This window comes from Pseudomonas sp. LM13 (assembly GCF_041381355.1).
Taxonomy (GTDB): domain Bacteria; phylum Pseudomonadota; class Gammaproteobacteria; order Pseudomonadales; family Pseudomonadaceae; genus Stutzerimonas; species Stutzerimonas frequens.
In genome coordinates this window covers 15792-38461 of sequence record NZ_JACBXH010000017.1, presented here as the reverse complement: position 1 = coordinate 38461, position 22670 = coordinate 15792, and the positions used below count along the sequence as shown (strand labels likewise).

Genomic DNA, 22670 nt, shown 5'->3' with positions numbered 1-22670 from the left:
AGTACCAACGAGGTAGAACATGGCCCGTTTCCCACGGCAGCAACTCTATATCCATGGCGGTTATGTCGACGCCAGCAGCAACCAGACCTTCGAGAGCATCAACCCGGCCAACGGCGAAGTCCTGGCCGAAGTGGCGGAGGCCGGTGCGGCCGATCTGGAACGCGCGGTTGAAAGCGCCGAGCAGGGCCAGCGCATCTGGGCGGCGCTGACCGGTATCGAGCGGGCGCGAATCATGCGGCGCGCGGTCGATCTCTTGCGCGAGCGCAACGACGAGCTGGCGCTGCTGGAAACCCTGGACACCGGCAAGCCGCTGAGCGAGACCCGCAGCGTTGACATCGTCACCGGTGCCGACGTGCTGGAGTACTACGCGGGCCTGGCTCCGGCCATCGAGGGCGAGCAGATTCCGCTGCGCGACAGCAGCTTCGTCTACACCCGGCGCGAACCGCTGGGCGTGGTGGCCGGCATCGGTGCCTGGAACTATCCGATCCAGATCGCCCTGTGGAAGGCCGCTCCGGCGCTGGCCGCGGGCAACGCGATGATCTTCAAGCCCAGTGAGGTCACGCCCCTGAGCGCGCTCAAGCTGGCAGAAATCTTCAGCGAGGCCGGGCTGCCCGATGGCGTGTTCAACGTGCTGACCGGCAGTGGCGCCGGCGTCGGGGCGCTGATCACCGAGCATCCACGTATCGCCAAGGTGTCCTTCACCGGCGGTGTGGCCACCGGCAAGAAGGTCATGGCCAGCGCGGCAGGCTCTTCGCTGAAGGACGTGACCATGGAACTGGGCGGCAAGTCGCCACTGATCGTCTGTGAGGACGCCGATCTGGATCGCGCGGCCGATATCGCGGTCATGGCCAACTTCTTCAGCTCCGGCCAGGTGTGCACCAACGGCACCCGAGTGTTCGTTCCCGCAGGCCTGAAAGCGGCCTTCGAGGCCAAGCTGCTGGAGCGCGTGCAGCGCATCCGCCTGGGTGATCCGCAGCAGGATGAGACCAACTTCGGCCCACTGGTCAGCTTCGCGCAGATGAACAAGGTGCTCGACTACATCGCTCAGGGCAAGGCCGCCGGCGCGCGGCTGCTCTGTGGCGGTGAGCGGGTGACCGAGGGCGAGTGCGCCAGGGGCGCCTTCGTCGCACCCACCGTCTTTAGCGACTGCAGCGACGACATGAGCATCGTGTGCGAAGAGATCTTCGGCCCGGTGCTGAGCCTGCTCGAATATCAGGACGAAGACGAAGTCATCCGTCGCGCCAACGACACCGAATATGGCCTCGCCGCCGGCGTGGTCACGGCCGATCTGGCGCGGGCGCACCGCATCATCCATCGCCTCGAGGCCGGCATCTGCTGGATCAACACCTGGGGCGAATCGCCGGCGCAGATGCCGGTCGGTGGCTACAAGCAGTCTGGCATCGGTCGCGAAAACGGCATCGCTTCGCTGGCGCACTACACGCGGGTCAAATCGGTACAGGTGGAGCTGGGCGAGTTCGCCTCGGTGTTCTGAGGGAGGTTTGAACCATGGAATATGACTACATCATCATCGGCGCCGGCTCGGCGGGTAACGTGCTCGCCGCGCGCCTGACCGAGGATGCCGACGTCAGCGTGCTGCTGCTGGAAGCCGGCGGCCCGGACTACCGGCTGGACTTCCGGACCCAGATGCCCGCCGCGCTGGCCTATCCGCTGCAGGGCACGCGCTACAACTGGGCCTACAAGACCGACCCCGAGCCGCACATGAACAACCGCCGCATGGACTGCGGTCGCGGCAAGGGCCTTGGCGGCTCATCGCTGATCAACGGCATGTGCTACATCCGTGGCAACGCGCTGGACTACGACAACTGGGCCAAGGCACCGGGACTAGAAGACTGGACCTACCTCGACTGCCTGCCGTATTTCCGCAAGGCCGAGTCGCGTGACATCGGCCCCAACGATTACCACGGCGCTGTCGGCCCGGTCAGCGTGACCACGCCGAAGGCCGACAGCAACGAGCTGTTCCACGCCATGGTCGAAGCCGGTGTGCAGGCCGGCTATCCGCGTACCGACGACCTCAACGGCTATCAGCAGGAAGGCTTCGGCCCGATGGACCGTACCGTGACACCCCAGGGCCGGCGCGCCAGCACGGCGCGCGGCTATCTGGATCAGGCCAGGGAGCGGCCGAACCTGACCATCGAAACGCACGCGGTGACCGATCGCGTCCTTTTCGAAGGCAAGCGCGCGGTGGGCGTGCGCTACCTGCGCGATCGCAAGGACCCGTACATCGTGCGTGCGCGTCACGAGGTGCTGCTGTGCGGCGGAGCGATCGCCTCGCCGCAGATCCTGCAGCGCTCCGGCGTCGGGCCGGGCGAGCTGCTGCGCCGGGTCGGCGTGAAACTTGTCCACGAGCTGCCCGGCGTTGGCCAGAACCTGCAGGACCATCTGGAGATGTACCTGCAGTTCGAGTGCCTGAAGCCGGTTTCGCTGTATCCGGCGCTGAAATGGTGGAACCAGCCGGCCATCGGCGCCGAATGGTTGTTCCTCGGCAGCGGCATCGGTGCCAGCAACCAGTTCGAGGCCGGCGGCTTCATCCGCAGCAGCGACGAGTTCGAATGGCCGAACATCCAGTTCCACTTCCTGCCGGTGGCGGTCAGCTACAACGGCAGCAACGCCCATGACGGCCACAGCTTCCAGGCCCACGTCGGCTCGATGCGTTCACCCAGTCGCGGTCGCATCGAGATTCGCTCCACCGATCCGCGGGTCGACCCCAGCATCCTGTTCAACTACATGGCCCACGAGCAGGACTGGCGCGAGTTTCGCGATGCCATTCGCATCACCCGCGAGATCATCGCGCAGCCCGCGCTCGATCCCTACCGTGGTCGCGAGTTGAATCCGGGCGTGGAGGCGCAGAGCGACGCCGAGCTGGACGCCTTCGTCCGCGAGCACGCGGAGACGGCCTATCACCCGTCCTGCTCCTGCAAGATGGGCACCGACGACATGGCCGTGGTCGACGGGCAGGGCCGTGTGCATGGAGTGGACGGGTTGCGCGTGGTGGATGCCTCGATCATGCCGCAGATCATCACCGGCAACCTCAACGCGACCACCATCATGATCGCCGAGAAGATCGCCGATCGGATTCGCGGTCATGAGCCGCTGCCGCGCAGCACGGCGAAGTACTACGTGGCCAACGGCGCACCGGTGCGGCAACCACCGCAGCGTTGACGCGTGCGCCGTCAGGCGGTGGAGAAGGCTTCGCCGTTTTCCACCCTACGAGAACTTGTAGCGCAGAAACGAATACGCCCCGCAGTAGCGGGGCGTTTTCGTTAGGCGGAGCGGATCAGATCACTTCGGCCCAGAGGTCGTACTCGTCGGCGTTGGTGACGCGTACGCGGACCTTGTCGCCCGGCTGCAGCGGCTGTTCGCTGTCAACGTAGACCATGCCGTCGATCTCCGGGGCATCGGCCCAGGAACGGCCGATGGCGCCGTCCTCGTCCACTTCATCGATCAGCACATCCAGTTCCTTGCCGACCTTCAGCTGCAGGCGCGCGGCACTGATGGCCTGCTGGTGCGCCATGAAGCGGTCCCAGCGATCCTGCTTGATCTCATCCGGTACCGGTTCCAGGCCCATGGTCTCGGCCGGTGCGCCTTCGACCGGCGAATACTGGAAGCAGCCGACGCGGTCGAGCTGGGCTTCGGTCAGCCAGTCGAGCAGGTACTGGAAGTCTTCCTCGGTCTCGCCGGGGAAGCCGACGATAAAGGTCGAGCGGATGGTCAGCTCGGGGCAGATCTCGCGCCACTGCTTGATGCGCGCCAGGGTCTTGTCTTCGAAGGCGGGGCGCTTCATGGCCTTGAGCACCTTCGGGCTGGCGTGCTGGAAGGGGATGTCCAGGTACGGCAGGATCTTGCCGGCGGCCATCAGCGGGATCACGTCGTCGACGTTGGGGTAGGGGTAGACGTAGTGCAGGCGCACCCAGACGCCCATCTTGCCGAGCTCCTCGCACAGCTCGAGCATGCGCGTCTTGACCGGCTGGCCGTTCCAGAAATCCAGCTTGTACTTGAGGTCCACGCCATAGGCGCTAGTGTCCTGGCTGATCACCAGGACTTCCTTCACGCCGGCCTTGACCAGGCGCTCGGCCTCGCTGAGCACATCGCCCACCGGGCGGCTGACCAGCTTGCCGCGCATGGAGGGGATGATGCAGAAGCTGCAGGTATGGTTGCAGCCTTCGGAAATCTTCAGATAGGCATAGTGGCGCGGGGTGAGCTTGATGCCCTGCGGCGGCACCAGGTCGACGAAGGGATCGTGCTCGATGCTCGGCGGCACCACTTCGTGCACCGCATTGACCACCTGCTCGTACTGCTGCGGGCCGGTAACCGCCAGCACGCTGGGGTGCACGCCACGGATGTTGTTCTCGTCCACGCCCATGCAACCGGTGACGATCACCTTGCCGTTCTCGGCGATCGCCTCGCCGATGGCGTCCAGCGATTCGGCCTTTGCACTGTCGATGAAGCCGCAGGTATTGACCACCACCACATCGGCATCCTCGTAGGACGGCACGATCTGGTAACCCTCCATGCGCAGCTGGGTGAGGATGCGTTCGGAGTCGACGGTTGCCTTTGGGCACCCCAGGCTGACGAACCCGACTGTTGGCGTTTTGCTCATCGACTTTGAACCTCGAAAACCGCGCATTAAAAAGGCGCGCGAGTATACCGATGTGGATATTTTTTAGCCAGATTGCGACAGGAGCCGTATGTCTGTCCGTTGATCAACATCGCTGGCAGAAGCGCGACGCCAGGACCGGGATGATCGGTCAGGCGCCGATGTTCAGGCCCAGCAAGTCGCTACTGGGCCGAGTCGCATCCTGCAGGTTCTGCTCGGCCAGCATCGTTGCGGAGGAAGGGGCGCCGTTACGGTACTCGCTCGGCGTACAGCCAACGAACTGCTTGAACGCGCGCGCGAAATAGGACAGATCGCGAAAGCCGGCTTCATAGCCGATGGTAGTGATCGGCATCTGCGTGTTGCCCAGTCGGTCCTTGGCGAACTCCAGACGCTTGCCCAGCGTGTACTCCAGATAGCAGACGCCATGCAGTTCCTTGAACAGGCGGCTGAAGCGCGAGGGCGTCAGGCCGCACAGCCGCGCCAGTTCCTTCTGGTCGAGGTTCTCGCGAAAGTGCAGGTCGATGTAGTAAAGCGCGGGCGCCAGCAGCTGGTGTCTCTGATGATCGGCCGTGAGGCGGATGCTCGGCGGCAGGTCCGGATAATGCTCGCCGACCACGCGCTGCCGTGTGGCATGGGCGTTCTGGCGCAGCTTCAGCAGCTGATCCAGGGCCAGACGGTAGCGGCGTAGCTCGGCAGCGGTCAGCGGCAGCGTGACGTATTCCCATACCCCGGAGCGCATCGCCCATATCGCCAGATCTTCGCAATGCTGGACGGTGAACATGGTGATGGGAATGGACGGCGCGGCCCGTTTGACCTGATGCAGCTGGTTCAGGCCCAGGGCATCGGGGCGGTCGTAGTGCATGCAGATCATGTCGACGCGCCGGCTCTGGCCGCTGTCCGCCAGGCTGTGCGCCTGCACCAGACGGCATTCGCTGAAGACCGTGAACTGGCGCATCAACGCTTCGGTGCTGCGGTCGTGGGTCAGGTCCACCCAAAGAAGCAGTGGCCCCTGCGGAGAGTTAGACATCTTTACTAGCTCTGCCCTTTTACTTTCCCTTACAAACAGTATTGGCAAACGGCCACTATGGATAAGAACAGTTTCTGCTAAGGCGTACCTCTGATGGCACATCGCCGTTATTAGGGTTAATACCGAGCTGATTCAGTGAGGTTTGTTGCCAATGCGACGAGCCTCAAGTCGTTGTAACCGCGTATTGCAGAGCTTTGCTGACTCAGGAAATTGAGTGCTAGCAACGCGCAAAAGAGTCCTAACGTCCACTGCGTTTGCCTGACTAGTGTTCACCTCAGCAGCGGTGCATGGAGCGCTGCCAACCGATGGATGAACCACTCCTCAGTGAGGTGAGCGAAATGACCATTCAAACGATCAAGACCGCGGTGCTGAAGTTCGCGAAGGACGAAGACGGGCTGACCATCGTCGAGTATGCGGTGGCTGGGGGCTGATTACCGCAGCCGTCGCGCTGGCCTTCACCAATCTGGGCGCGGCAGTTCTCGCCAAGATCAACCAGATCATCACAGCGCTCGGCGGGACGCCCGCAGCCTAAGCGCTGAGCTCCTATGGACATTCAAGGCTGGGCCAGCGAGCTGTTGCTGCTCTCGCTGTTGGGTTACGCGGTGGTCAGCGATGTACGACACCACCGTATTCCCAACCGGCTGGTCCTGACCGGGCTGGCACTGGGATTGGCCGGACAGGCCTTCGCGGGCGGTCTGGGCGGGCTGGGGCTGGGAATGCTGGGGGCGCTGATCGGCTTTGGCCTGTTCCTGATGCTGTATGCGGCAGGTGGTATGGCCGCCGGTGACGTGAAGTTGATGGCCATGGTTGGCGCCTTTCTCACACCGCAGCAGGCGCTGGCTGCCGCGGCGGCCAGCCTGATGGTCGGCGGACTCTGCGGGCTGGCCTTGGTGATCTGGCACGGCCAGCTGCGGCAGACGCTCGGACGCTATGCGCTGATGCTGCGCAGCCAGAGCTACCTCGCACCGGCAGCCGGGGAGGTCGCCGGCAGGCCGTTCCCCTACGCCATCGCGATCCTGCTGGGCACGTTCGCCAGCAGCTTGTGGTTTCACTTCGACTAGCGCGGGAGGCCGCCATGTACGCAGTCAGCGATAGCGATGGCTACCCGAGCGAGCGCGAAGCGGTGCAGCGCCTGGCGCCGCAGCCGCGCACCATCGCCGAGACCGGGCTGAGCGATCAGCTGCTCGCCGATCTGCTGTGCAAGCATCTGCACGAAGGCGGTGCGCTGGACATGGCGCGTCTGGTCGAGCGGCTGGCATTGCCCGGCGCCGTGCTGGAAGAGGTGCTCGCCCTGCTGCGCAAGGATGGCCGCATCGAGGTGCTCGGCCAGCACAACGGCCAGGCCCTGCGCTATGGGCTGACCGAGCGGGGGCGCAACGCCGCGCGCGATGCGCTGGAGCGCAGCGGCTATATCGGTGCGGCGCCGTTTCCGGTGAGCACCTACCGTTCACTGGTCAAGGTACAGACGATCCACCATGCACGGGTGAATGCCGAGAAGATGCGTGCGGTATTCAGCGGTGTGGTGCTCGCCGATGATTTGCTCGATCAGCTTGGCGTGGCGATGAACTCTGGCCGCGCCATCATGATCTACGGGCCGGCCGGCACCGGTAAGACCTACATCAGCGGACGTCTGATCCGCCTGTTCGGCGAAGCGATCTGGGTGCCTTACGCCATCGCCATCAACGATGCGGTGGTGGAGGTCTACGATCCGCAGATCCATCAGCGCCTGGACGATCGCGATCAGTACAACAGTCTGCTGCTGAGCGAAGGCATCGACCGTCGCCTGCTGTGCTGCATGCGCCCGCTGGTGGTGTCGGGCGGCGAGCTGAGCATGGAACAGCTCGACGTCCGCTACGACCCGTTCAACCGCCGTTACCTGGCGCCGCTGCAGCTCAAGGCCAGCAACGGCCTGTACATCATCGACGATCTCGGTCGGCAGCGCATGCCGCCGGCCGAGCTGTTCAACCGCTGGATCGTGCCGATGGAGGAAAAGCGCGACTTCCTCAATCTCGGCGGCGGGCAGCAGTGCGTGCTGCCGTTCGACATGGTCCTGGTCTTCGCCACCAACCTGAATCCGCTGGAGTTGGCCGACGAAGCCTTCCTCCGTCGGATTGGCTACAAGCTGCGCTTCAACTACCTCAAACCGCAGGAATACGAACGCATCTGGCGACAGGAAGGCGAGCGCCTGGGCATCGCCTTCGATCCGCAATTGCTGCGCTATGTGCTGCGCGAACTCTACGAAGCGGAAGGCATGCCGCTGGTGCCGTGCCATCCGCGAGATCTGCTGGGCATGGCGCTGGACCGCCAGCGCTACACCGAACGCAGCGGTCCGTTGACGCCCGATGACCTGCAATGGGCCTGGCGCAATTACTTCGTCCAGCTCGAGTTCCTTGGATAAGGAGATACCGACATGAGCTCACGTACCTTCACGTTGATCGCGCTGTCCCTGCTGCTGGGGCTGGGAGCGGCCTGGATGGCCAACAGCTGGCTTAGCGCGCGGCTCGATGCCGGGCCGGACGACAAGTCGCAGAACGTGGTGGTCGCCACCACGGAGATCCCCTTCGGGCAGATGGTCGAGGCGCAGCATGTGACCTTGGTGCGCATGCCCAAGGGCACGGTGCCGGACGATTCGTTCGCCAGCACCGAAGAGGTGATCGGCAAGATCGCCACCTTCGGCATGCTGCGTGGCGACGTGCTGCGCGGCGCGCGGCTGGCCGAGCACCTGGGTGGCAGCACGCTGGCGTCGCTGATCGCCACCGACAAGCGCGCGGTGTCGGTGCGGGTCGACGATGTGGTGGGCGTGGGCGGCTTCCTGCTGCCGGGCAACCGGGTCGACGTACTGGCCACCCGGCGCAAGGGCAATGGTGAGGAAGCCGAGGCCAAGACCATTCTCGAAGACCTGCGCGTGCTGGCCGTCGACCAGACCGCCAGTACCGACAAGACCCAGCCGGTAGTGGTGCGCGCCGTGACCCTGGAAATGAGTTCCGAGGAAGCCGAAGAGCTGGTCAAGGCCATGACCGAAGGGCGTCTGCAACTGGCGCTGCGTAATCCCCTGGATAACCAGAAAAAGCCCGTGGCAGCGCCGCCGCCGGTGGCTCCGGTAGTCGCTGCGCCGAAGCCGGTGGTGCGCCGCGCACCGGCCAATCCCGGGGTGACGATCATTCGCGGCACCCAGGTGAACGTGACCAATGTCGGCCTGTAAGGCGATGACCAGCTGACGGCGCGTGGCCACGACGGCTGACACGCAAGGAGATCGATATGAACAACATGCACAGAGTGGGGGCCCTGGTGCTGGCGCTGGGCACGATGCTGTCCGGGCTGGTGATGGCAGCCGAGACGAAACCTGTGGTCCTTGCCACCCCGGCGGCGAACGTCAGTGACGTCCAGGTACCGATCTACAAGTCGCGCGTGCTCACCACGCGAACCGCGGTCAAACGCATCTCGGTGGGCAATCCCGAGATTGCCGACATTCTGATCACCAGCCCGACCCAGCTCTACCTGCTCGGCCGTTCGCTGGGCAGCACCAACGTGCTGCTCTGGGATGGCAGCAATCGCCTGATCGACAGCCTCGATCTGGAAGTGGTGCACGATCTCAGCGGCCTCAAGAGCAAGCTGCACCAGGTCATGCCCAATGAACCGATCGAGGTCTTCAGCGCCCAGGGCGCCCTGGTGCTGCGTGGGCAGGTCAGCAGCGCCGCGGCGATGGACAACGCCGTCAAGCTGGCGCGCAGTTACGCCGAGCAGGCCGCCGGCGATGCCAAGCGCCAGGGTGCCGGTGCCGCTGCACAGCCGCAGGAGCCATTGCAGCTGATCAACCTGCTCAGCGTTGGTGGCAGCCAGCAGGTGATGCTCGAGGTGAAGGTCGCCGAGATGCAGCGCAACCTGTTCAAGAACCTCAACGTGCGCTTCAACGCGCTGGACTTCGGTTCGTCCGGACGCTGGTCGGGTGGCGGGTTCAACAATGGCCAGGGGCTAGGCTTCGACGAGGACGGATTCGTTAACCCGACCACGCTGTTCGGCGATGGCAAAGGCATCTTCGGCCAGTTCCTCTCCGACAACTTCCTCTTCAACGTGGTGCTGGAAGCGGCCAAGGACAACGGCTCGGCCAAGGTGCTCGCCGAGCCGACGCTGACCACCCTGACCGGGCAGCAGGCGGAGTTCATCTCCGGTGGCGAGTTTCCGGTGCCGATCACCGAGGACGACGGCATCACCATCGAATTCAAGGAATTCGGCGTCGGGGTCAAGTTCCTGCCGGTAGTGCTCGATTCCGGCCGCATCAACCTGAACCTCAATGTCTCGGTCAGTGAGCTCTCCAATGCCAACTCGCTGGTGCTGGACACCGGCCTGGAAAGCATCCTCGGCAACGGCGTCAACCAGGTCATCCCGTCGCTGACCAAGCGCAGCGCGCAGTCCACCGTCGAGCTCGGCAACGGCCAGACGATCGCCATCGCCGGCCTGATCAGCGAGAACACCCGCGACTTCGTCAGCCGCTTCCCCGGTCTGGGTGACGTGCCGGTGCTGGGCCAGCTGTTCCGTAGCCAGCAGTTCATCCACGGCGAGACCGAACTGGTGATCCTGGTGACGCCTTACCTGGCACAACCGGTGGATGCCAGGACGGTGCGCCTGCCGACCGAGAATTTCGTCGAGCCCAGCGACGCGGAGTTCTACCTGCTGGGCAAGACCAAGGGCAGCGCGCCCGGCCGGGCAGTGCCGGCCAGCCTCGGCATCAGCGAAGGCCGCTTCGGCCACGACCTCAAGTAAGCGGAGTCGCCATCATGAAAGTTCTGCCCTACGCCTGCCTGTTCACCCTGCTGGCCGGCTGCGTTCCCTACCAGGAAGGTCGTGTCGGCTCGCTGAGCAGCACGGTCAACGCGACCCTGTACCAGCAGATCGCCGACAAGAACGTCGCCGCCAACCCGGGCACGGCGCTGTCGCCGGTCGGCACCGATGGCCCGTTGACCGAGCAGGTCATGGAGAGCTACCGGGGCGCCACCGGCGATGCCCAGCAGGTCGCGCAGCCGATCCAGATCAACGTGGGCAACTGAGGTTCGCGTCATGAACGCCTCCTGCATGGTTCGTCCATTTCCGCAGCGTCAGCGTGGGTCGGCCATGGTGTTGGTCGTGGTGGCGCTGGCGGCGATGATGCTCATGGCTACCCTTGCGCTGGACGGCAGCCACATGCTGCTCAACAAGACACGCCTGCAGAACGCCGTGGATGCCGCGGCGCTCAGCGGTGCCAAGACCCTGCAACAGGTGCGGGGGTCGGGCAACGCCGGCAGCCTGACGCAGGACGCTGCGCGCGCGACGTTCCAGCTCAACGCCCAGGCGGCCGGCAACGACGAGCTGGCCGCTGCGCTGGGCGACAACCCGGGCGCCATCGTGCAGGTCGATCTGGCGGCCAGTGTCTACGGACCGTTCTCCTTTCCGGGGCCGATTGATGCCCGATACGTGCGCGTGACCGTTGCCGAGCTGCCGCTGCAGGGTTTCTTCTGGGGCATGCTGCAGGCCCTGGGCGACGACGCGGAGAAGGAAATCGCGGCAATCGCCACGGCTGGTCCGAGCCCAACCAGCCCGTGCGACATCGCCCCGCTGATGGTCTGCGGCGATCCCAACCAGCATGATCCAGCCAACGGGCTGGTCTGGGGTTATCGCTTCGGCGATCTGGAAGTGCTCAAGGGCGCAGCCGGAAACGACCCGGTCATCGGCCCTGGCAACTTCCAGCTGATTCGCCTCGGCGACAGCAGTGGCGCTGCGGATGTACGTCAGGCGCTGGCCGGCGGCACCGAGCAATGCAACAGCGTTGGCGAGTCGGTGGAGACCGAGCCGGGCAACACCATTGGCCCGGTGTCGCAGGGCTTCAATACCCGCTTCGGCCAGTACAGCGGTGCGCTGTCCGGCAGCGCGGACCAGTATCCGCCGGATCTTGTCACCGACTACAGCTCGCCGCGCATGAGCTACAACGACAGCACCGGTCAGGCCGAATATCAGGGCGAGGTGGTCAGCGCCAGTGGCGGCGATCTCTCGACTGCCAGCACCGCGCTGCTCGACTACAACGACTGGCGCCAGCGCGTGGCCAACTGCCCCAACGGCTGCCGCGCTGACGGCGTCTCCGAGCGACGCATCCTGCGCATTGTGCTGGGCAACTGCACCGGCAGTTCCGGCGGCCAGACCTCGGTGCCGGTGCTGGGCTTCGGCTGCTTCTTTCTGGTCCAGCCACTGCCGACCGGCTCGGGCAACAAGGCGCAGGTCTTCGGCCAGTTCGTCAGCGAATGTGAGGGCGACAACGTGCCCGACAGCAACCCGGTGAATGACAGCGGCCCGCAGATCATCCAGCTCTACAAGACCTACATCGACAACAACCGCACGCCGAGCAACGACTCGTAGGAGGCGGCCATGAGCAGCCAGGGAATATCGGCCAGGGCAAGACAGCGCGGGCTCGCGATGGTGGAACTGGCCATCGCCTTGCCGCTGCTGCTGTTGCTGCTGCTGGCGCTGGGCGAGATCGGCCGGATGCTGTTTCAGTACAACAGCCTGCTGCAGGCCAGTCGCGACGCCAGCCGCTTCGTCGCCGGGCAGGCGTGGAATCGCACCCTCGGTCAGATCGAGCTGAGCGCCGGGATGATCGATCAGGCGCGCACCCTGGCGGTGTACGGCGCCCCGGTCCTGCAGGCGGGCAGCGAGCCGCTGGTCAGCGGGCTGAGCACGTCTCAGGTAAGCGTCAGCGCCATGGGCAGCAACCACGTGCAGGTCAGCATCAGCTATACGTTTCAGCCACTGATCGGCAGCGGTTTGCCGAACTTCGGTTCGGGCGGGGCCACGCTTGGTTTTCCGCTGGTCGCCACCACCGTGATGAGGGCGCTGTGATGAACGCCAGACGCATGCGCGGCGTGTACGTGGTGGAGTTCGCCATCGTCGGGTTGCTGCTGTTCATCGTGCTGTTCGGTGTGCTGGAGATGGGGCGGCTGTTCTTCACCGTCAACGCGCTCAACGAAACGGTGCGTCGGGGCGCGCGCCTGGCCGCGGTGTGCGAGATCCACGAGCCGCGCATCCTGCGCCGGGCGATCTTCAATGCCGCCGAGGACAGCGGTGCCAGCAGCCTGATCGCCAACCTCGAGACCGCAGACCTGACCCTGGTTTACCTGGACGAGAACGGTGCGGCGATCGCCAACCCGGCGCAAGCCAGCGCCACCGGCTTCAATGCGATCCGCTACGTCCAGCTGCGCGTGGAGAACTTCACCTTCGACCTGCTGATACCCGGGTTGAGCGGTGTGATCACCCTGCCGCCGTTTTCCTCGACCTTGCCGCGCGAAAGCCTTGGGCGTCATGCCGAGCCCGATGCCGTTCCGGAGATCACCCCATGCTGAATACCCTTGAAAAACCCAGTAGCGTCACGGTGGGAGGCCCGGGCCTGCGGTTGCTCGTCAGCAGCCGCGATGCAGGTGCCCTGACCCGGCTGAAGACGCTGGCGCAGCAACTGCCCGGCCTGCAGGCCAGCACCCGGCTGGTGAGCAATGGACACACCGACCCGCTGTACGGGCTGGAGCAGATGCCCGATCTGCTCCTGCTACACGTCAGCCACCTGTGGCGCGAGGAACCCGCTGCGCTGCAGCAGCACCCGCTCCAGCAGCGGCCGCCGCTGCTGGTCTGCGGCCCTCAGGACGACCGCGACTGCATGCGTATGGCGATGCAGGCCAGTGCCCGCGACTTCCTGCCGGAGCCGCTGGTGGAGCAGGAGCTGTTGGCCGCCATCAGTCGGATCGCGCTGGAAACTCGTGACGGGCACGGGAGCGGTGGCAAGGTCATCGCGATCATGAATGCCAAGGGCGGTTCGGGCGCAACCATGCTGGCCTGCAACCTGGCCCACAGCCTCAGCGCCTATGGTCGCCGCACCCTGCTGCTTGACCTCGATCTGCAGTTCGGCACGGTCGCCCATTGCCTGGACGTGCGTCCGAGCCACAGCCACATGGAAGTGCTGCAGCGGATCGATGAGCTGGACAGCGTTGCGCTGCACGGCTTCTGCAGTCATTTCAGCCCGACGCTCGATGTGCTCGGCGGCCGCGCCAGCGAACTGTGCCTGACCCAGGACATCCAGCTGGAGCAGGTCGAGGCGCTGCTGCGGCTGGCGCGCTCGAGCTATGAGTGGGTGGTGGTCGATCTGCCGCGGCAGATCGACCACCTCACCGGCATCACGCTGGAGCAGGCCGATCAGGTCTACGTGGTGCTGCAACAGTCGCTCAGTCACCTCAAGGATGCCGTTCGCCTGGTACGCATCATGCGCGAGGACCTCGGCATTCGCGGCGACCGCCTGCAGCTGGTGGTCAACCGCTACGACAAGACTGCGCCGGTCAGCCTCAAGGACATCGCCGAAGCGCTGCATTGCGGCGTGCCGCAGCGGCTGCCGAACGACTACGCGGTGATCAACGAAAGTCAGAACACCGGCGTACCGCTGGGCCTGCACGCGCCGCGGGCGCCGCTGACCCAGGGCATCCGGCAGATGGCCCAGGACCTGCTCGGTAACGACACCGCCGAGCAGGGCCTGCTCAAGCGCACCTTTGGCCGCCTATTCGGGGGATGACCATGCTCAGCGAACTGCGTACCCGCCTGCAGGCAGGCAAGCGAGCCCCGGCCAAGCAGCCGGTTCCAAACCCCGGCCCGGAACGGCTGGAAACCGGCATGGCGTGGGAAACGCCGGTAGTCGAGAGCCTCTACGAGACCCGCAGCCAGCTCAGCGCGACCGACGCTGAATGGCGGGAAAAGATCTACCAGCAGCTGCTCAAGGTCATGGACCTGTCGCTGCTCGATTCGCTGGAGCCGGCGGATGCGGTGTGGCAGATCCGCGAGATCTGCCAGCGCCTGCTCGACGAGCATGCCGCACCGGTCAGCGCGGCGGCGCGCCAGCAGATCATCAAGCAGATCACCGACGAGGTGCTCGGCCTGGGTCCGCTGGAACCCCTGCTGGCCGACGGCACGGTGTCGGATATCCTGGTCAACGGCCACGCCTCGGTCTATGTCGAGCGTCACGGCAAGCTGCAGCGCACCGATGTGCGCTTTCGCGACGATCGGCATCTGCTGAACATCATCGACCGCATCGTCTCGAGCCTTGGCCGACGCATCGACGAATCCTCGCCGCTGGTGGACGCGCGGCTGAAGGATGGCTCGCGGGTCAATGCGATCATCCCGCCGCTGGCCATCGACGGGCCGAGTCTGTCGATCCGCCGCTTCGCGGTCGATCTGCTGAACGCCGAGAGCCTGATCCAGATGGGCACGCTGACGCCGGCCATCGCCCTGGTGCTCAAGGCCATCGTGCGGGGCCGGCTGAACGTGCTGGTGTCCGGCGGCACCGGCACCGGCAAGACCACCATGCTCAACGTGCTGTCGAGCTTCATTCCGCACGACGAGCGCATCGTCACCATCGAGGACTCTGCCGAACTGCAGCTGCAGCAGCCCCATGTGGTGCGTCTGGAAACCCGGCCGGCGAACATCGAGGGGCGTGGCGAGGTGAACCAGCGCGAGCTGGTGCGCAACAGCCTGCGCATGCGCCCGGACCGCATCGTCATCGGCGAGGTGCGCGGGCCGGAGGCGCTGGACATGCTGGCAGCCATGAATACCGGGCACGACGGCTCGATTACCACCATCCACGCCAATAGCCCGCGCGACGCCCTGAGCCGCATCGAGAACATGGTGTCGATGAGCGGTGCGACCTTCCCGATCAAGGCCCTGCGCCAGCAGATCGCCTCGGCCATCGACGTGGTCATCCAGCTCGAACGGCAGGAAGACGGCAAGCGTCGGCTGGTCAGCGTGCAGGAGATCAACGGCATGGAAGGCGAGATCATCACCATGACCGAGATCTTCGCCTTCGAGCGCCGTGGCATCGGCGAGCATGGCGAGGTGCTCGGCGACTACCGGGCCACCGGGATGGTGCCGAGCTTCCGTGATGTGCTGGCCAAGCGCGGCATCGAGCTGCCGCTGGAGCTGTTCCGGCCGGACTGGATGGAGGGCACGCAGCCATGAGCCAGCTTCCCACCGAGTTCATCCTGATCTTCCTCGGCATGGTCTTCGTCGCGGTGTTCCTGCTCAGCCAGGGGCTGACGGTGCCGGTGTTCGGCGAGGCCGGACGGGTGCGCAAGCGCATCCGCATGCGCTTGCACCTGCTGGAACAGGCCAACGACCTGCCGAACATGCAGACCCTGTTGCGCCAGAAGTATCTGACCCGGCTGTCACCGCTGGAGGCTGCGCTGGAACAGTTGCCGCTGATGGACCGGCTGGCGCAGATGATCGAGCAGAGCGGTCACGACTACCGCGCCTACCGGGTGGTCCTGCTGGGCGCGGTGCTGGCCGTGCTGGTGGCGGTCGCCACCTGGATGCTGCTGCGCCTGTGGTGGCTGGCGCCGCTGCTGGGCTTCCTGGCGTTCTGGCTGCCGATCCTGAAGATCAGCGGTGACCGCAGCAAGCGGTTCGCCGAGTTCGAAGAGGGGCTGGCCGATGCGCTGGATTCCATGTGCCGCGCGCTGCGCGCCGGGCATCCGTTCGGCGAGACGTTGCGGCTGGTGGCCGAAGAGCAGAAGGGCGCCGTGGCGCACGAGTTCGGCCTGACCTTCGCCGATCTGAACTACGGCAACGACGTCCGCCGGGCCATGCTCGGCCTGCTCGAGCGCGTGCCCAGCATGACCGTGATGATGCTGGTGACCAGCATCCTCATCCACCGTGAAACCGGCGGCAATCTGACCGAGGTGCTGGAGCGGCTGAGCCGGTTGATTCGCGGTCGCTTCCGCTTCCAGCGCAAGGTCAAGACGCTTTCGGCCGAGGGGCGCATGTCTGCCTGGGTCCTGATCTCCGTGCCGTTCGTTCTGGCCGCGGTGATCATGCTGACTACGCCGGAGTACCTGCCGCTGCTGATCAACGAACCGATCGGACAGAAGCTCAGCCTGGCGGCGTTCGGCGCCATGCTGGTGGGTATCTTCTGGATCCGCCGGATCATCCGTATCCAGGTCTGAGCGAGGACGCAGTCATGGACTATCTGTACGGTCTGGTTCGAAGCGTGGTCGCCGACGAGATGCTGGTGCGCCTGATCTTTCTGGCGGCGGTCGTGCTGAGCGTGATGCTCGCGGTGGGCACCACCGCGGTGTTGCTGATGGGCCTGCAAGACCCGATGCGCCGGCGCCTGGCGCTGATCAAACGCGGCGGCCAGCGCGAGCACGGCTTCAACGAGCCGCCCCTTGGCGGCGTGCAGTTGCTGCTGCAGCAGGTCGGCGAGCGCTTCGTCAGCAAGGACGGCGCGCACCTGTCCGGCACCCGGGCATTGCTGCAGCACGCCGGCTATCGCTCGGCATCGGCGCTGCAGATGTACTGGGCGATCCGCCTTCTGTTGCCATTGCTGTTGCTGGTTGCGACCGTGCTGGCGCTGCCGCTGGTGACGTTGCCGTCGCTGACGACCGGCCTGATGGCCGCCGGGATCGCGGTCGGCCTGGGTTGGCTGGCGCCGGCGATGTTCGTGGAACGACGCAGGAACGCCCGGCAGCTCCGTTTGCGCACCGCGTTTCCCGATGCGCTGGACTTGATGGTGGTTTGTGTCGAGTCGGGCCTGGCGTTGCCCCAGGCGATCGAGCGGGTCGCCGAGGAGCTGGCGGTCAGTCACGGCGAGCTCGCCGAGGAGCTGGCGATGGTCAACGCCGAGATTCGCGCCGGCATATCCAGTTCGGCCGCGCTGGCGCATCTGGCGGAACGGACTGGCCTGGAGGATATCCGCGGGCTGGTCAGCCTGCTGGCGCAGAGCATCCGCTTCGGCACCAGTGTCGCCGACACCCTGCGCATCTATGCCGACGAATTCCGTGACCGGCGTACCCAGGCGGCCGAGGAACAGGCGGCCAAGATCGGTACCAAGCTGGTGTTTCCGCTGATTTTCTGCCTGTGGCCGAGCTTTTTCCTGGTCGCCATCGGTCCCGCCATGATCGGCGTACTCAAAGCATTCGGGAGACTCTGAGATGAGAAGAATCGCATTGCTGCTGGCGCTGCCGGTCGTACTCGCCGGATGTCAGACCATGGGGCCCGAGCCGGGCGAAGGGCGCTCCATCTACTCGGGCCAGCACTCGGTACTGTACCGGGCGCGGCAACAGGCCGGCTCGCTGGAACAGGCGCTGCAACTGGCCGACATGGCCTATCAGGCGGGCGATCTGGACCAGGCACTGTTCCAGTACCTGCGCGCCCTGGAGCTGCAGCCCACACAGTACTCAGCGCTGGTATGGGTAGGGCGGATCCATCGTGAGCGCGGCAACATCCAGCTGGCCGAGCTGGCCTTCGACGAGGTACTGCGCAAGGCGCCGGACAATCTCGATGCGCTGGCCGAGATGGGCATGCTGCAGCTGGCCAAGCGCGATCAGGAGCGCGCAAGGGAACTGCTCGACCGCGCCGTGTCGCTGGACCAGCAGCGTCAGGCGGGCGGTGATGCCGCTGCGGCGGCAGATGCGCTCAAGGTCGATCGTCAGTCGCCGGTACGGCTGTACAACGCACTGGGGGTGCTCGCCGACCTGAACAACGACTTCGCCCAGGCCGAGCGCTATTACCGGTTGGCCTTGCAGATCGAGCCGCGTTCGGTGCTGGTGCAGAACAGCCTCGGCTATTCCTACTACATGGCCGGGCACTGGCAGGAAGCCGAGCGCGTGTTCCGCCGCGCGCTGGATCGCAACACCGCCTATGCGCCGCTGTGGCGCAACTACGGACTGCTGATGGCGCGCACGGAACGCTACGAGGAGGCGCTGTCGGCTTTCGAGCAGATCGGGTCGCGCGCGCAGGCGAGCAACGATGTGGGCTACATCTGCCTGGTGGAGGGCAAGTTGGACGTGGCCGAGCAGTTCTTCCGCAGCGCGCTGGAGCAGTCGCCGTCGCACTACGCCACCGCCTGGGACAACCTGGAGCGCGTTCGCCAGCTGCGCAAGGTGCGCCAGCTCGGTCTTGGCCAGGTGCAACCCGATGCGGTCGCCTCGACTGCCGCCGACGTCAGGGTATTCGCCGTACCCTGACCGGCGGGACGATGGCCGCCGCAGCGGCGGCCTGGTCGCTGCGCGGGGCGCGCGGCAGGTAGCGCTTGAGGCGCAGGGCTGGCGCCTCGATCAGATGCCAGGACAGCACGGCCAGCAGCAGGCTGCCGGCGAAGCTCAGCAGCATGAACGAAACCAGGGATAGCTGCCCATCGGTCCAGTGCATCAGCAGTTGCTGAAGTGGAAAACTGAAGATGTACAGGCCGTAGGAGAAGTCGCCGGCCTTGCCGAAACCGGCCAGGCGCGGCACGCGCAAGTGTGCCAGGTAGAGCGTCAGGTACGGCAGGGTGAGCAGGTGTACCAGTTCCCAGTGGTCGCTGCGGGCGCTGACGAGATTGGCCGCGAGCAGTAGCCAGGCGAGCGTCCAGTGCCAGTGAATGCGCAAGCGGTACAGATACAGCATTACTCCGGCATAGAAGAACATCCCCAGCCGCGAGGCCTTGCGTAGCAGGTCGCTCTGCAGCTCGAGCAGCGGCATCAGATGAAAGTGCACGCCCACCAGCAGAAACAGGCCGATCAGCGCGCTGTTGCGACCGAAGCACTTGAGCAACCCCAGGGTGAGGACCGAGGCATACATCAGCACCTCGTAGGGCAGCGTCCACAGCGAGCCGTTGACCGTATGTGGAAACGGATTGGTGGCAAAGGTCCCGGGCAGGCGGAACTCGGTGATCAGCGCGGCATTGCTCAGGTAGGCGAGTGTGCCGGGTGCTGCGAAATAGTCGCCCAGCGGCAGCGCCGTCGCCAGCGGGCCGACCAGCAGGACCGCCAACAGCACCGATACGATCAACGCCGGAAGGATGCGCAAGGCCCGCTTGGCGGCGAAATCCAGCACGCTGCGACTGTTCAGCCATGAGCCGGCGATGAGAAAGCCGCTCATGACGAAGAAGATGTGCACGGCGATGTCCGCCGAGTCGTAGCTGCCGCTGAACAGGCGCAGGGGCTCCCGGTCAGCCTGCCCGGACAACCCATAGCTATGGCCGAACACCACCATCGAGGCGGCGAAGAACCGCAGAAAATCGAAGTTGTTGTCTCTTGGCGCGGTGGTTGGCGCGTGCATCGGTTCCCCCTTGGGTGTGGTCAGCGCAGCGGAAAGGTCTGGTTCATTCCCAGCGTGCGGCTCTCGCCGTCACGGATGGCCTGCTCGATCAACCGCAGCCGCTGCGGAGTCTGATGCCGCCGGGCGATGTAGCGCAGCAGCGCAAGGAAGATCCGCCGGTTCAGGCGGTACAGCCAGGGCGAGGCCGCCCAGATGTGGGTGTCGAACCAGGCCTGGTTGCGTGCGGTGTAGTAGGCGCGAAAATCCGAGTCGCCGAGCAGGAAGGCTTCATAGATGTTGCGGCTGCGTGCCTTGATGTTCCACGACAGCTCCAGCTCGTCGATCACGGCGTCGGTGACCAGGCGCAGCCGGCCGCCACCGGCAGTGATGCGGCGGGTGTACTCGGTATCGTCGGCGTAGAGCACCAGCTCGAGCAGTGGCACGCCGATGGTCTGGTACAGGCTGCGGTGGGCGAGCATGCCGCCATAGGGTGCGAACGGCAGATCCAGCGTACGCGGCGGGATGCCTTGCGGGCGCCCCCAGGGCAGGCGGCGCCAGATCTTGTAGGGCAGCTGCGCGACGTGAAATCCGAAGTAGCTGGAGCGCGGCTGGATGGCGAAGCGGCCCGGTACGCCGCGGGCGATATCCTCCTGCTGACTGGCACGAAAGCCCAGTACCGCGGCGCGATCCAGGCCGACCTCCTGACCGAGGCGGGCCAGCTCCTCGTGCAGCAGGCGTACGGCGGCCGCGGTGGGTGCATTGTCGTCATCCATCATCCAGATGTAATGCGCGCCCTCGGCGAGCGCCGCCTGCAGCCCGACCGCGTAACCGTTGGCCGAGCCGGTGTTGTGTTCCAGCGAAATGATGCGTACCTGGCCGGGCCAGCGGCTGCAGAGCTGCTCCAGCGGCGCGCGTGACGCATTGCTGACCACCAGCACGCGGGTGATCTGCTCGAAGCGGAAGGCCTGCTCGATCAGGCGCTGGAGGAATGGCAGGCGCTCGCCATAAGTCACCGTGACGATGGTGGTTTGCTTAAGGGCCGCCTCGTCGGGCAGCTCGGCGGCTTTCACGCACGGACGCAGGGCTTCGGGGCATGCAAGGTTCGACATGGCGGGCATTCCTCAGCCTTGTTCGGAGGTGGTGACTGGGATATCGCCGGTGGGCGCCGCGGGGGCTAGCCGGTCATCGTCGTCGGGGCTGAAAAAGGCGTGGAATACCCGAATGAAGGTTTCCCCCGGGGCGCCGCTGGCGCCCGGAGCGGGAATGAGTTCGGTATAGGAGTAGCCGTCCGCCAGAACCAGCGAGGTCCTGGATGGTGCGTCTGTGCTCATGCTGTAGCTCCTGAAGAAGCGGGGCTGCGGGCCCTGATCAGAATGAATAACGTCTGTTGTCCACCGGCCGGGTAGGAAGCGAGTCCGAGGCGGGTTCAGCGAAACGATGCTGTCGAGCGCCCGGCAGCGGGCTGGCGTTCTGGCCACCGCCGGATGCGCCGCAGTGCGGTGCGACAGTGGCCGGGGCGGGTCGGTAGGCGATGACGCTGGGGCCGTTGGCGGGGTCGCATGCGTTGTCGTCGGTGGCGCCGGGTGACGGCTGTGCCGGGGCGGTCGAAAGCGGTTCGCTCATGCTCATGGCACCGCTCGATCCGCTCATCAGCACAAGGGCAAAGCCGAGCGCGCGGGTCGCCCGCAGCCATTGCTTTACTGTGTTCATCCTTGAAACCTCGTAAATGTGATGGGGAAGGGTGTGGTCAGGCGTGCTTTATCGGAACCACCGCGGCCGGATAGAGAGGCGTGCTCGGTTGGGAACTGGGCGCCAGGGTCAGGCCGTCGCCGAGCCTGGCTTCGCGCAGTCGCGCCTCGACGAAGGCGCGGATCTCCAGCTCGAATCGCTCACCTGAGAAACGTTCGGCGTTGCGCCGGCAGCTTGCCGCGCTGATGCGCGCGCGCTGGCGTTCGAACTCGTCGATGGCCGCGATGATCGAAGCGGTTGTCTGCTCGGGGTAGAACACCCCGGTGGGCTCGGCATGCTCGAGCCCCCGCACGGTTTCCAGCACGCCGCCGCGACCGTAGGCGATCACCGGGGTGCCGCAGGCCTGGGCCTCGATCGGCGCGATGCCGAAATCCTCTTCTGCGGCGAAGACGAACGCCCTGGCACGCTGCATGTGGCGCAGCAGCACCTCGAAGCTCTGGTAACCGAGCAGGGACACATTGGGCCCGGCGACTTCGCGGGCCTTGTCCATCTCCGGGCCGCTGCCGATCACGATCAGGCGCTTGTCCGGCATCGCCGCGAAGGCCTCGACGATCAACGGAATCTTCTTGTACGGCACCATGCGAGAGGCGGTCAGGTAGAAGTCTTCCTTGGCCTCGTGCAGGGTGAACTGGCGGGTATCCACGGGCGGGTAGATCACCGTGGACTGGCGCCGGTAGCTCTTGTTGATGCGCCGGCCGATGAAATGCGAATTGGCGATGAACTCGTCGACGCCACTGGCGGTGCGCTGATCCCACATGCGCATGTAGTGCAGCAGCATGCGCGCCAGCTTGGCCTTGACGCCGCGCTCCAGGCTGGCTTCGTGCAGGTACTGGTGCTGCAGGTCCCAAGCGTAGCGAATGGGCGAATGCACGTAGCTGATGTGCAGCTGGTTGGGGCCGGTCAGCACGCCCTTGGCCACCGCATGGCTGCTGGAAATGACCAGATCGTAGGCCGACATGTCCAGCTGCTCGATGGCCAGCGGCATCAGCGGCAGATACTTCTGATAGTGCGTGCGGGCCTTGGGCAACTGCTGGATAAAGGTCGTGGTGGCGCGCTTGCCGCCGAGGTGGGCGCGGTCTTCATCGGAGAGGAAATCGATGACGGCGAACAGGTCGGCGTCCGGCCACACGGCGCACAGCCCGGCGAGCACGCGCTCGGCGCCAGCGTAGGTCACCAGCCAGTCGTGAACGATGGCAACTTTCATGGATT

Annotated in this window: 22 protein-coding genes and 1 pseudogene; 16 read left to right on the top strand and 7 right to left on the bottom strand. The window is 65.4% G+C overall.

Annotated elements, in window-relative coordinates; all coding sequences use genetic code 11:
- Positions 1–19 precede the first annotated feature (19 nt).
- Positions 20–1492 carry a betaine-aldehyde dehydrogenase gene (gene betB / locus HZR81_RS12520; protein WP_500128266.1) on the top strand — a complete coding sequence of 491 codons (1473 nt, stop codon included), beginning with the start codon at positions 20–22 and terminating at the stop codon, positions 1490–1492.
- Positions 1493–1506: 14 nt separating this feature from the next.
- Positions 1507–3180 (top strand): choline dehydrogenase, encoded by a 1674-nt coding sequence (gene betA / locus HZR81_RS12515; protein WP_500128265.1) that lies wholly within the window; start codon positions 1507–1509, stop codon positions 3178–3180.
- Between the two features lie 115 nt (positions 3181–3295).
- On the opposite strand, the gene rimO is transcribed toward betA, so the two are convergent.
- Both rimO and HZR81_RS12505 read right to left on the bottom strand, forming a co-directional pair.
- A complete protein-coding gene (rimO, locus tag HZR81_RS12510) occupies positions 3296–4618 on the bottom strand; it encodes a 30S ribosomal protein S12 methylthiotransferase RimO (protein ID WP_125869536.1) in 1323 nt (440 codons plus the stop codon).
- Positions 4619–4766: 148 nt separating this feature from the next.
- Positions 4767–5642 carry a helix-turn-helix domain-containing protein gene (locus HZR81_RS12505; RefSeq protein WP_500128264.1) on the bottom strand — a complete coding sequence of 292 codons (876 nt, stop codon included), beginning with the start codon at positions 5640–5642 and terminating at the stop codon, positions 4767–4769.
- A gap of 338 nt (positions 5643–5980) precedes the next feature.
- Here HZR81_RS12505 and HZR81_RS12500 point away from each other — a divergent pair.
- The 14 genes and pseudogenes from HZR81_RS12500 to HZR81_RS12435 all read left to right on the top strand — a co-directional run bounded on the left by HZR81_RS12500 (position 5981) and on the right by HZR81_RS12435 (position 18658).
- A pseudogene (locus HZR81_RS12500) lies at positions 5981–6174 on the top strand (Flp family type IVb pilin).
- Positions 6175–6187: 13 nt separating this feature from the next.
- Positions 6188–6703 (top strand): A24 family peptidase, encoded by a 516-nt coding sequence (locus tag HZR81_RS12495; protein ID WP_500128263.1) that lies wholly within the window; start codon positions 6188–6190, stop codon positions 6701–6703.
- 14 nt (positions 6704–6717) lie between these two features.
- Positions 6718–8040 carry a DUF8689 domain-containing protein gene (locus HZR81_RS12490; protein WP_063543603.1) on the top strand — a complete coding sequence of 441 codons (1323 nt, stop codon included), beginning with the start codon at positions 6718–6720 and terminating at the stop codon, positions 8038–8040.
- Positions 8041–8052: 12 nt separating this feature from the next.
- Positions 8053–8844 (top strand): Flp pilus assembly protein CpaB, encoded by a 792-nt coding sequence (gene cpaB, locus HZR81_RS12485; RefSeq protein WP_110777445.1) that lies wholly within the window; start codon positions 8053–8055, stop codon positions 8842–8844.
- A gap of 56 nt (positions 8845–8900) precedes the next feature.
- Positions 8901–10403: a type II and III secretion system protein family protein gene (locus HZR81_RS12480; RefSeq protein WP_156246076.1), complete on the top strand. Its 1503-nt coding sequence runs from the start codon at positions 8901–8903 to the stop codon at positions 10401–10403.
- A 14-nt stretch (positions 10404–10417) separates the two neighbouring features.
- Positions 10418–10687: a hypothetical protein gene (locus tag HZR81_RS12475; RefSeq protein WP_500128262.1), complete on the top strand. Its 270-nt coding sequence runs from the start codon at positions 10418–10420 to the stop codon at positions 10685–10687.
- A 10-nt stretch (positions 10688–10697) separates the two neighbouring features.
- Complete coding sequence (locus HZR81_RS12470; protein WP_500128261.1) at positions 10698–12026, top strand: TadE/TadG family type IV pilus assembly protein; 1329 nt, start codon at positions 10698–10700, stop codon at positions 12024–12026.
- A gap of 9 nt (positions 12027–12035) precedes the next feature.
- Positions 12036–12506: a TadE/TadG family type IV pilus assembly protein gene (locus HZR81_RS12465; protein WP_500128260.1), complete on the top strand. Its 471-nt coding sequence runs from the start codon at positions 12036–12038 to the stop codon at positions 12504–12506.
- Positions 12506–13006 (top strand): TadE/TadG family type IV pilus assembly protein, encoded by a 501-nt coding sequence (locus tag HZR81_RS12460; protein ID WP_063543591.1) that lies wholly within the window; start codon positions 12506–12508, stop codon positions 13004–13006. Before HZR81_RS12465 ends, HZR81_RS12460 begins: the two co-directional genes overlap by 1 nt.
- Positions 13000–14217, top strand: coding sequence for an AAA family ATPase (locus tag HZR81_RS12455; RefSeq protein ID WP_500128259.1), 1218 nt, complete (start codon positions 13000–13002; stop codon positions 14215–14217). Before HZR81_RS12460 ends, HZR81_RS12455 begins: the two co-directional genes overlap by 7 nt.
- 2 nt (positions 14218–14219) lie before the next feature.
- Positions 14220–15653, top strand: a complete 1434-nt coding sequence (locus tag HZR81_RS12450) for a TadA family conjugal transfer-associated ATPase (RefSeq protein WP_063543691.1) — start codon at positions 14220–14222, stop codon at positions 15651–15653.
- Positions 15650–16636, top strand: a complete 987-nt coding sequence (locus tag HZR81_RS12445) for a type II secretion system F family protein (protein ID WP_063543588.1) — start codon at positions 15650–15652, stop codon at positions 16634–16636. The genes HZR81_RS12450 and HZR81_RS12445 overlap by 4 nt, the downstream gene beginning before the upstream one ends.
- A gap of 14 nt (positions 16637–16650) precedes the next feature.
- Positions 16651–17622, top strand: a complete 972-nt coding sequence (locus HZR81_RS12440; protein ID WP_063543586.1) for a type II secretion system F family protein — start codon at positions 16651–16653, stop codon at positions 17620–17622.
- A 1-nt stretch (position 17623) separates the two neighbouring features.
- On the top strand, positions 17624–18658 hold the full coding sequence (locus HZR81_RS12435) for a tetratricopeptide repeat protein (protein ID WP_500128258.1): 1035 nt from the start codon (positions 17624–17626) through the stop codon (positions 18656–18658).
- Here HZR81_RS12435 and HZR81_RS12430 read toward each other — a convergent pair.
- The 5 genes from HZR81_RS12430 to HZR81_RS12410 are packed head-to-tail and all read right to left on the bottom strand — an operon-like array spanning position 18636 to position 22665.
- Complete coding sequence (locus HZR81_RS12430; RefSeq protein WP_500128257.1) at positions 18636–19733, bottom strand: acyltransferase family protein; 1098 nt, start codon at positions 19731–19733, stop codon at positions 18636–18638. The two genes, HZR81_RS12435 and HZR81_RS12430, sit on opposite strands and share 23 nt — an antisense overlap.
- 20 nt (positions 19734–19753) lie before the next feature.
- Entirely contained in the window at positions 19754–20821 is a 1068-nt protein-coding gene (locus tag HZR81_RS12425) for a glycosyltransferase (RefSeq protein ID WP_500128256.1), read from the bottom strand.
- 12 nt (positions 20822–20833) lie between these two features.
- On the bottom strand, positions 20834–21043 hold the full coding sequence (locus HZR81_RS12420) for a hypothetical protein (protein WP_063543578.1): 210 nt from the start codon (positions 21041–21043) through the stop codon (positions 20834–20836).
- A gap of 37 nt (positions 21044–21080) precedes the next feature.
- Positions 21081–21422: a hypothetical protein gene (locus tag HZR81_RS12415; RefSeq protein WP_500128255.1), complete on the bottom strand. Its 342-nt coding sequence runs from the start codon at positions 21420–21422 to the stop codon at positions 21081–21083.
- A gap of 37 nt (positions 21423–21459) precedes the next feature.
- Positions 21460–22665: a glycosyltransferase family 4 protein gene (locus HZR81_RS12410; RefSeq protein WP_500128254.1), complete on the bottom strand. Its 1206-nt coding sequence runs from the start codon at positions 22663–22665 to the stop codon at positions 21460–21462.
- Positions 22666–22670: the final 5 nt, after the last annotated feature.

Excerpts from the sequence above, each read along its gene's own strand:
- HZR81_RS12440 (WP_063543586.1), top strand. The coding sequence starts at position 16,651 with ATGGACTATCTGTACGGTCTGGTTCGAAGCGTGGTCGCCGACGAGATG.
- HZR81_RS12415 (WP_500128255.1), bottom strand. The coding sequence starts at position 21,422 with ATGAACACAGTAAAGCAATGGCTGCGGGCGACCCGCGCGCTCGGCTTT.
- HZR81_RS12425 (WP_500128256.1), bottom strand. The coding sequence starts at position 20,821 with ATGTCGAACCTTGCATGCCCCGAAGCCCTGCGTCCGTGCGTGAAAGCC.
- HZR81_RS12410 (WP_500128254.1), bottom strand. The coding sequence starts at position 22,665 with ATGAAAGTTGCCATCGTTCACGACTGGCTGGTGACCTACGCTGGCGCC.
- betB (WP_500128266.1), top strand. The coding sequence starts at position 20 with ATGGCCCGTTTCCCACGGCAGCAACTCTATATCCATGGCGGTTATGTC.
- HZR81_RS12420 (WP_063543578.1), bottom strand. The coding sequence starts at position 21,043 with ATGAGCACAGACGCACCATCCAGGACCTCGCTGGTTCTGGCGGACGGC.
- HZR81_RS12505 (WP_500128264.1), bottom strand. The coding sequence starts at position 5,642 with ATGTCTAACTCTCCGCAGGGGCCACTGCTTCTTTGGGTGGACCTGACC.
- HZR81_RS12490 (WP_063543603.1), top strand. The coding sequence starts at position 6,718 with ATGTACGCAGTCAGCGATAGCGATGGCTACCCGAGCGAGCGCGAAGCG.
- HZR81_RS12465 (WP_500128260.1), top strand. The coding sequence starts at position 12,036 with ATGAGCAGCCAGGGAATATCGGCCAGGGCAAGACAGCGCGGGCTCGCG.
- HZR81_RS12475 (WP_500128262.1), top strand. The coding sequence starts at position 10,418 with ATGAAAGTTCTGCCCTACGCCTGCCTGTTCACCCTGCTGGCCGGCTGC.
- HZR81_RS12470 (WP_500128261.1), top strand. The coding sequence starts at position 10,698 with ATGAACGCCTCCTGCATGGTTCGTCCATTTCCGCAGCGTCAGCGTGGG.
- HZR81_RS12430 (WP_500128257.1), bottom strand. The coding sequence starts at position 19,733 with ATGCACGCGCCAACCACCGCGCCAAGAGACAACAACTTCGATTTTCTG.
- HZR81_RS12495 (WP_500128263.1), top strand. The coding sequence starts at position 6,188 with ATGGACATTCAAGGCTGGGCCAGCGAGCTGTTGCTGCTCTCGCTGTTG.
- cpaB (WP_110777445.1), top strand. The coding sequence starts at position 8,053 with ATGAGCTCACGTACCTTCACGTTGATCGCGCTGTCCCTGCTGCTGGGG.
- HZR81_RS12480 (WP_156246076.1), top strand. The coding sequence starts at position 8,901 with ATGAACAACATGCACAGAGTGGGGGCCCTGGTGCTGGCGCTGGGCACG.
- HZR81_RS12445 (WP_063543588.1), top strand. The coding sequence starts at position 15,650 with ATGAGCCAGCTTCCCACCGAGTTCATCCTGATCTTCCTCGGCATGGTC.
- rimO (WP_125869536.1), bottom strand. The coding sequence starts at position 4,618 with ATGAGCAAAACGCCAACAGTCGGGTTCGTCAGCCTGGGGTGCCCAAAG.
- HZR81_RS12435 (WP_500128258.1), top strand. The coding sequence starts at position 17,624 with ATGAGAAGAATCGCATTGCTGCTGGCGCTGCCGGTCGTACTCGCCGGA.
- HZR81_RS12450 (WP_063543691.1), top strand. The coding sequence starts at position 14,220 with ATGCTCAGCGAACTGCGTACCCGCCTGCAGGCAGGCAAGCGAGCCCCG.
- betA (WP_500128265.1), top strand. The coding sequence starts at position 1,507 with ATGGAATATGACTACATCATCATCGGCGCCGGCTCGGCGGGTAACGTG.
- HZR81_RS12460 (WP_063543591.1), top strand. The coding sequence starts at position 12,506 with ATGAACGCCAGACGCATGCGCGGCGTGTACGTGGTGGAGTTCGCCATC.
- HZR81_RS12455 (WP_500128259.1), top strand. The coding sequence starts at position 13,000 with ATGCTGAATACCCTTGAAAAACCCAGTAGCGTCACGGTGGGAGGCCCG.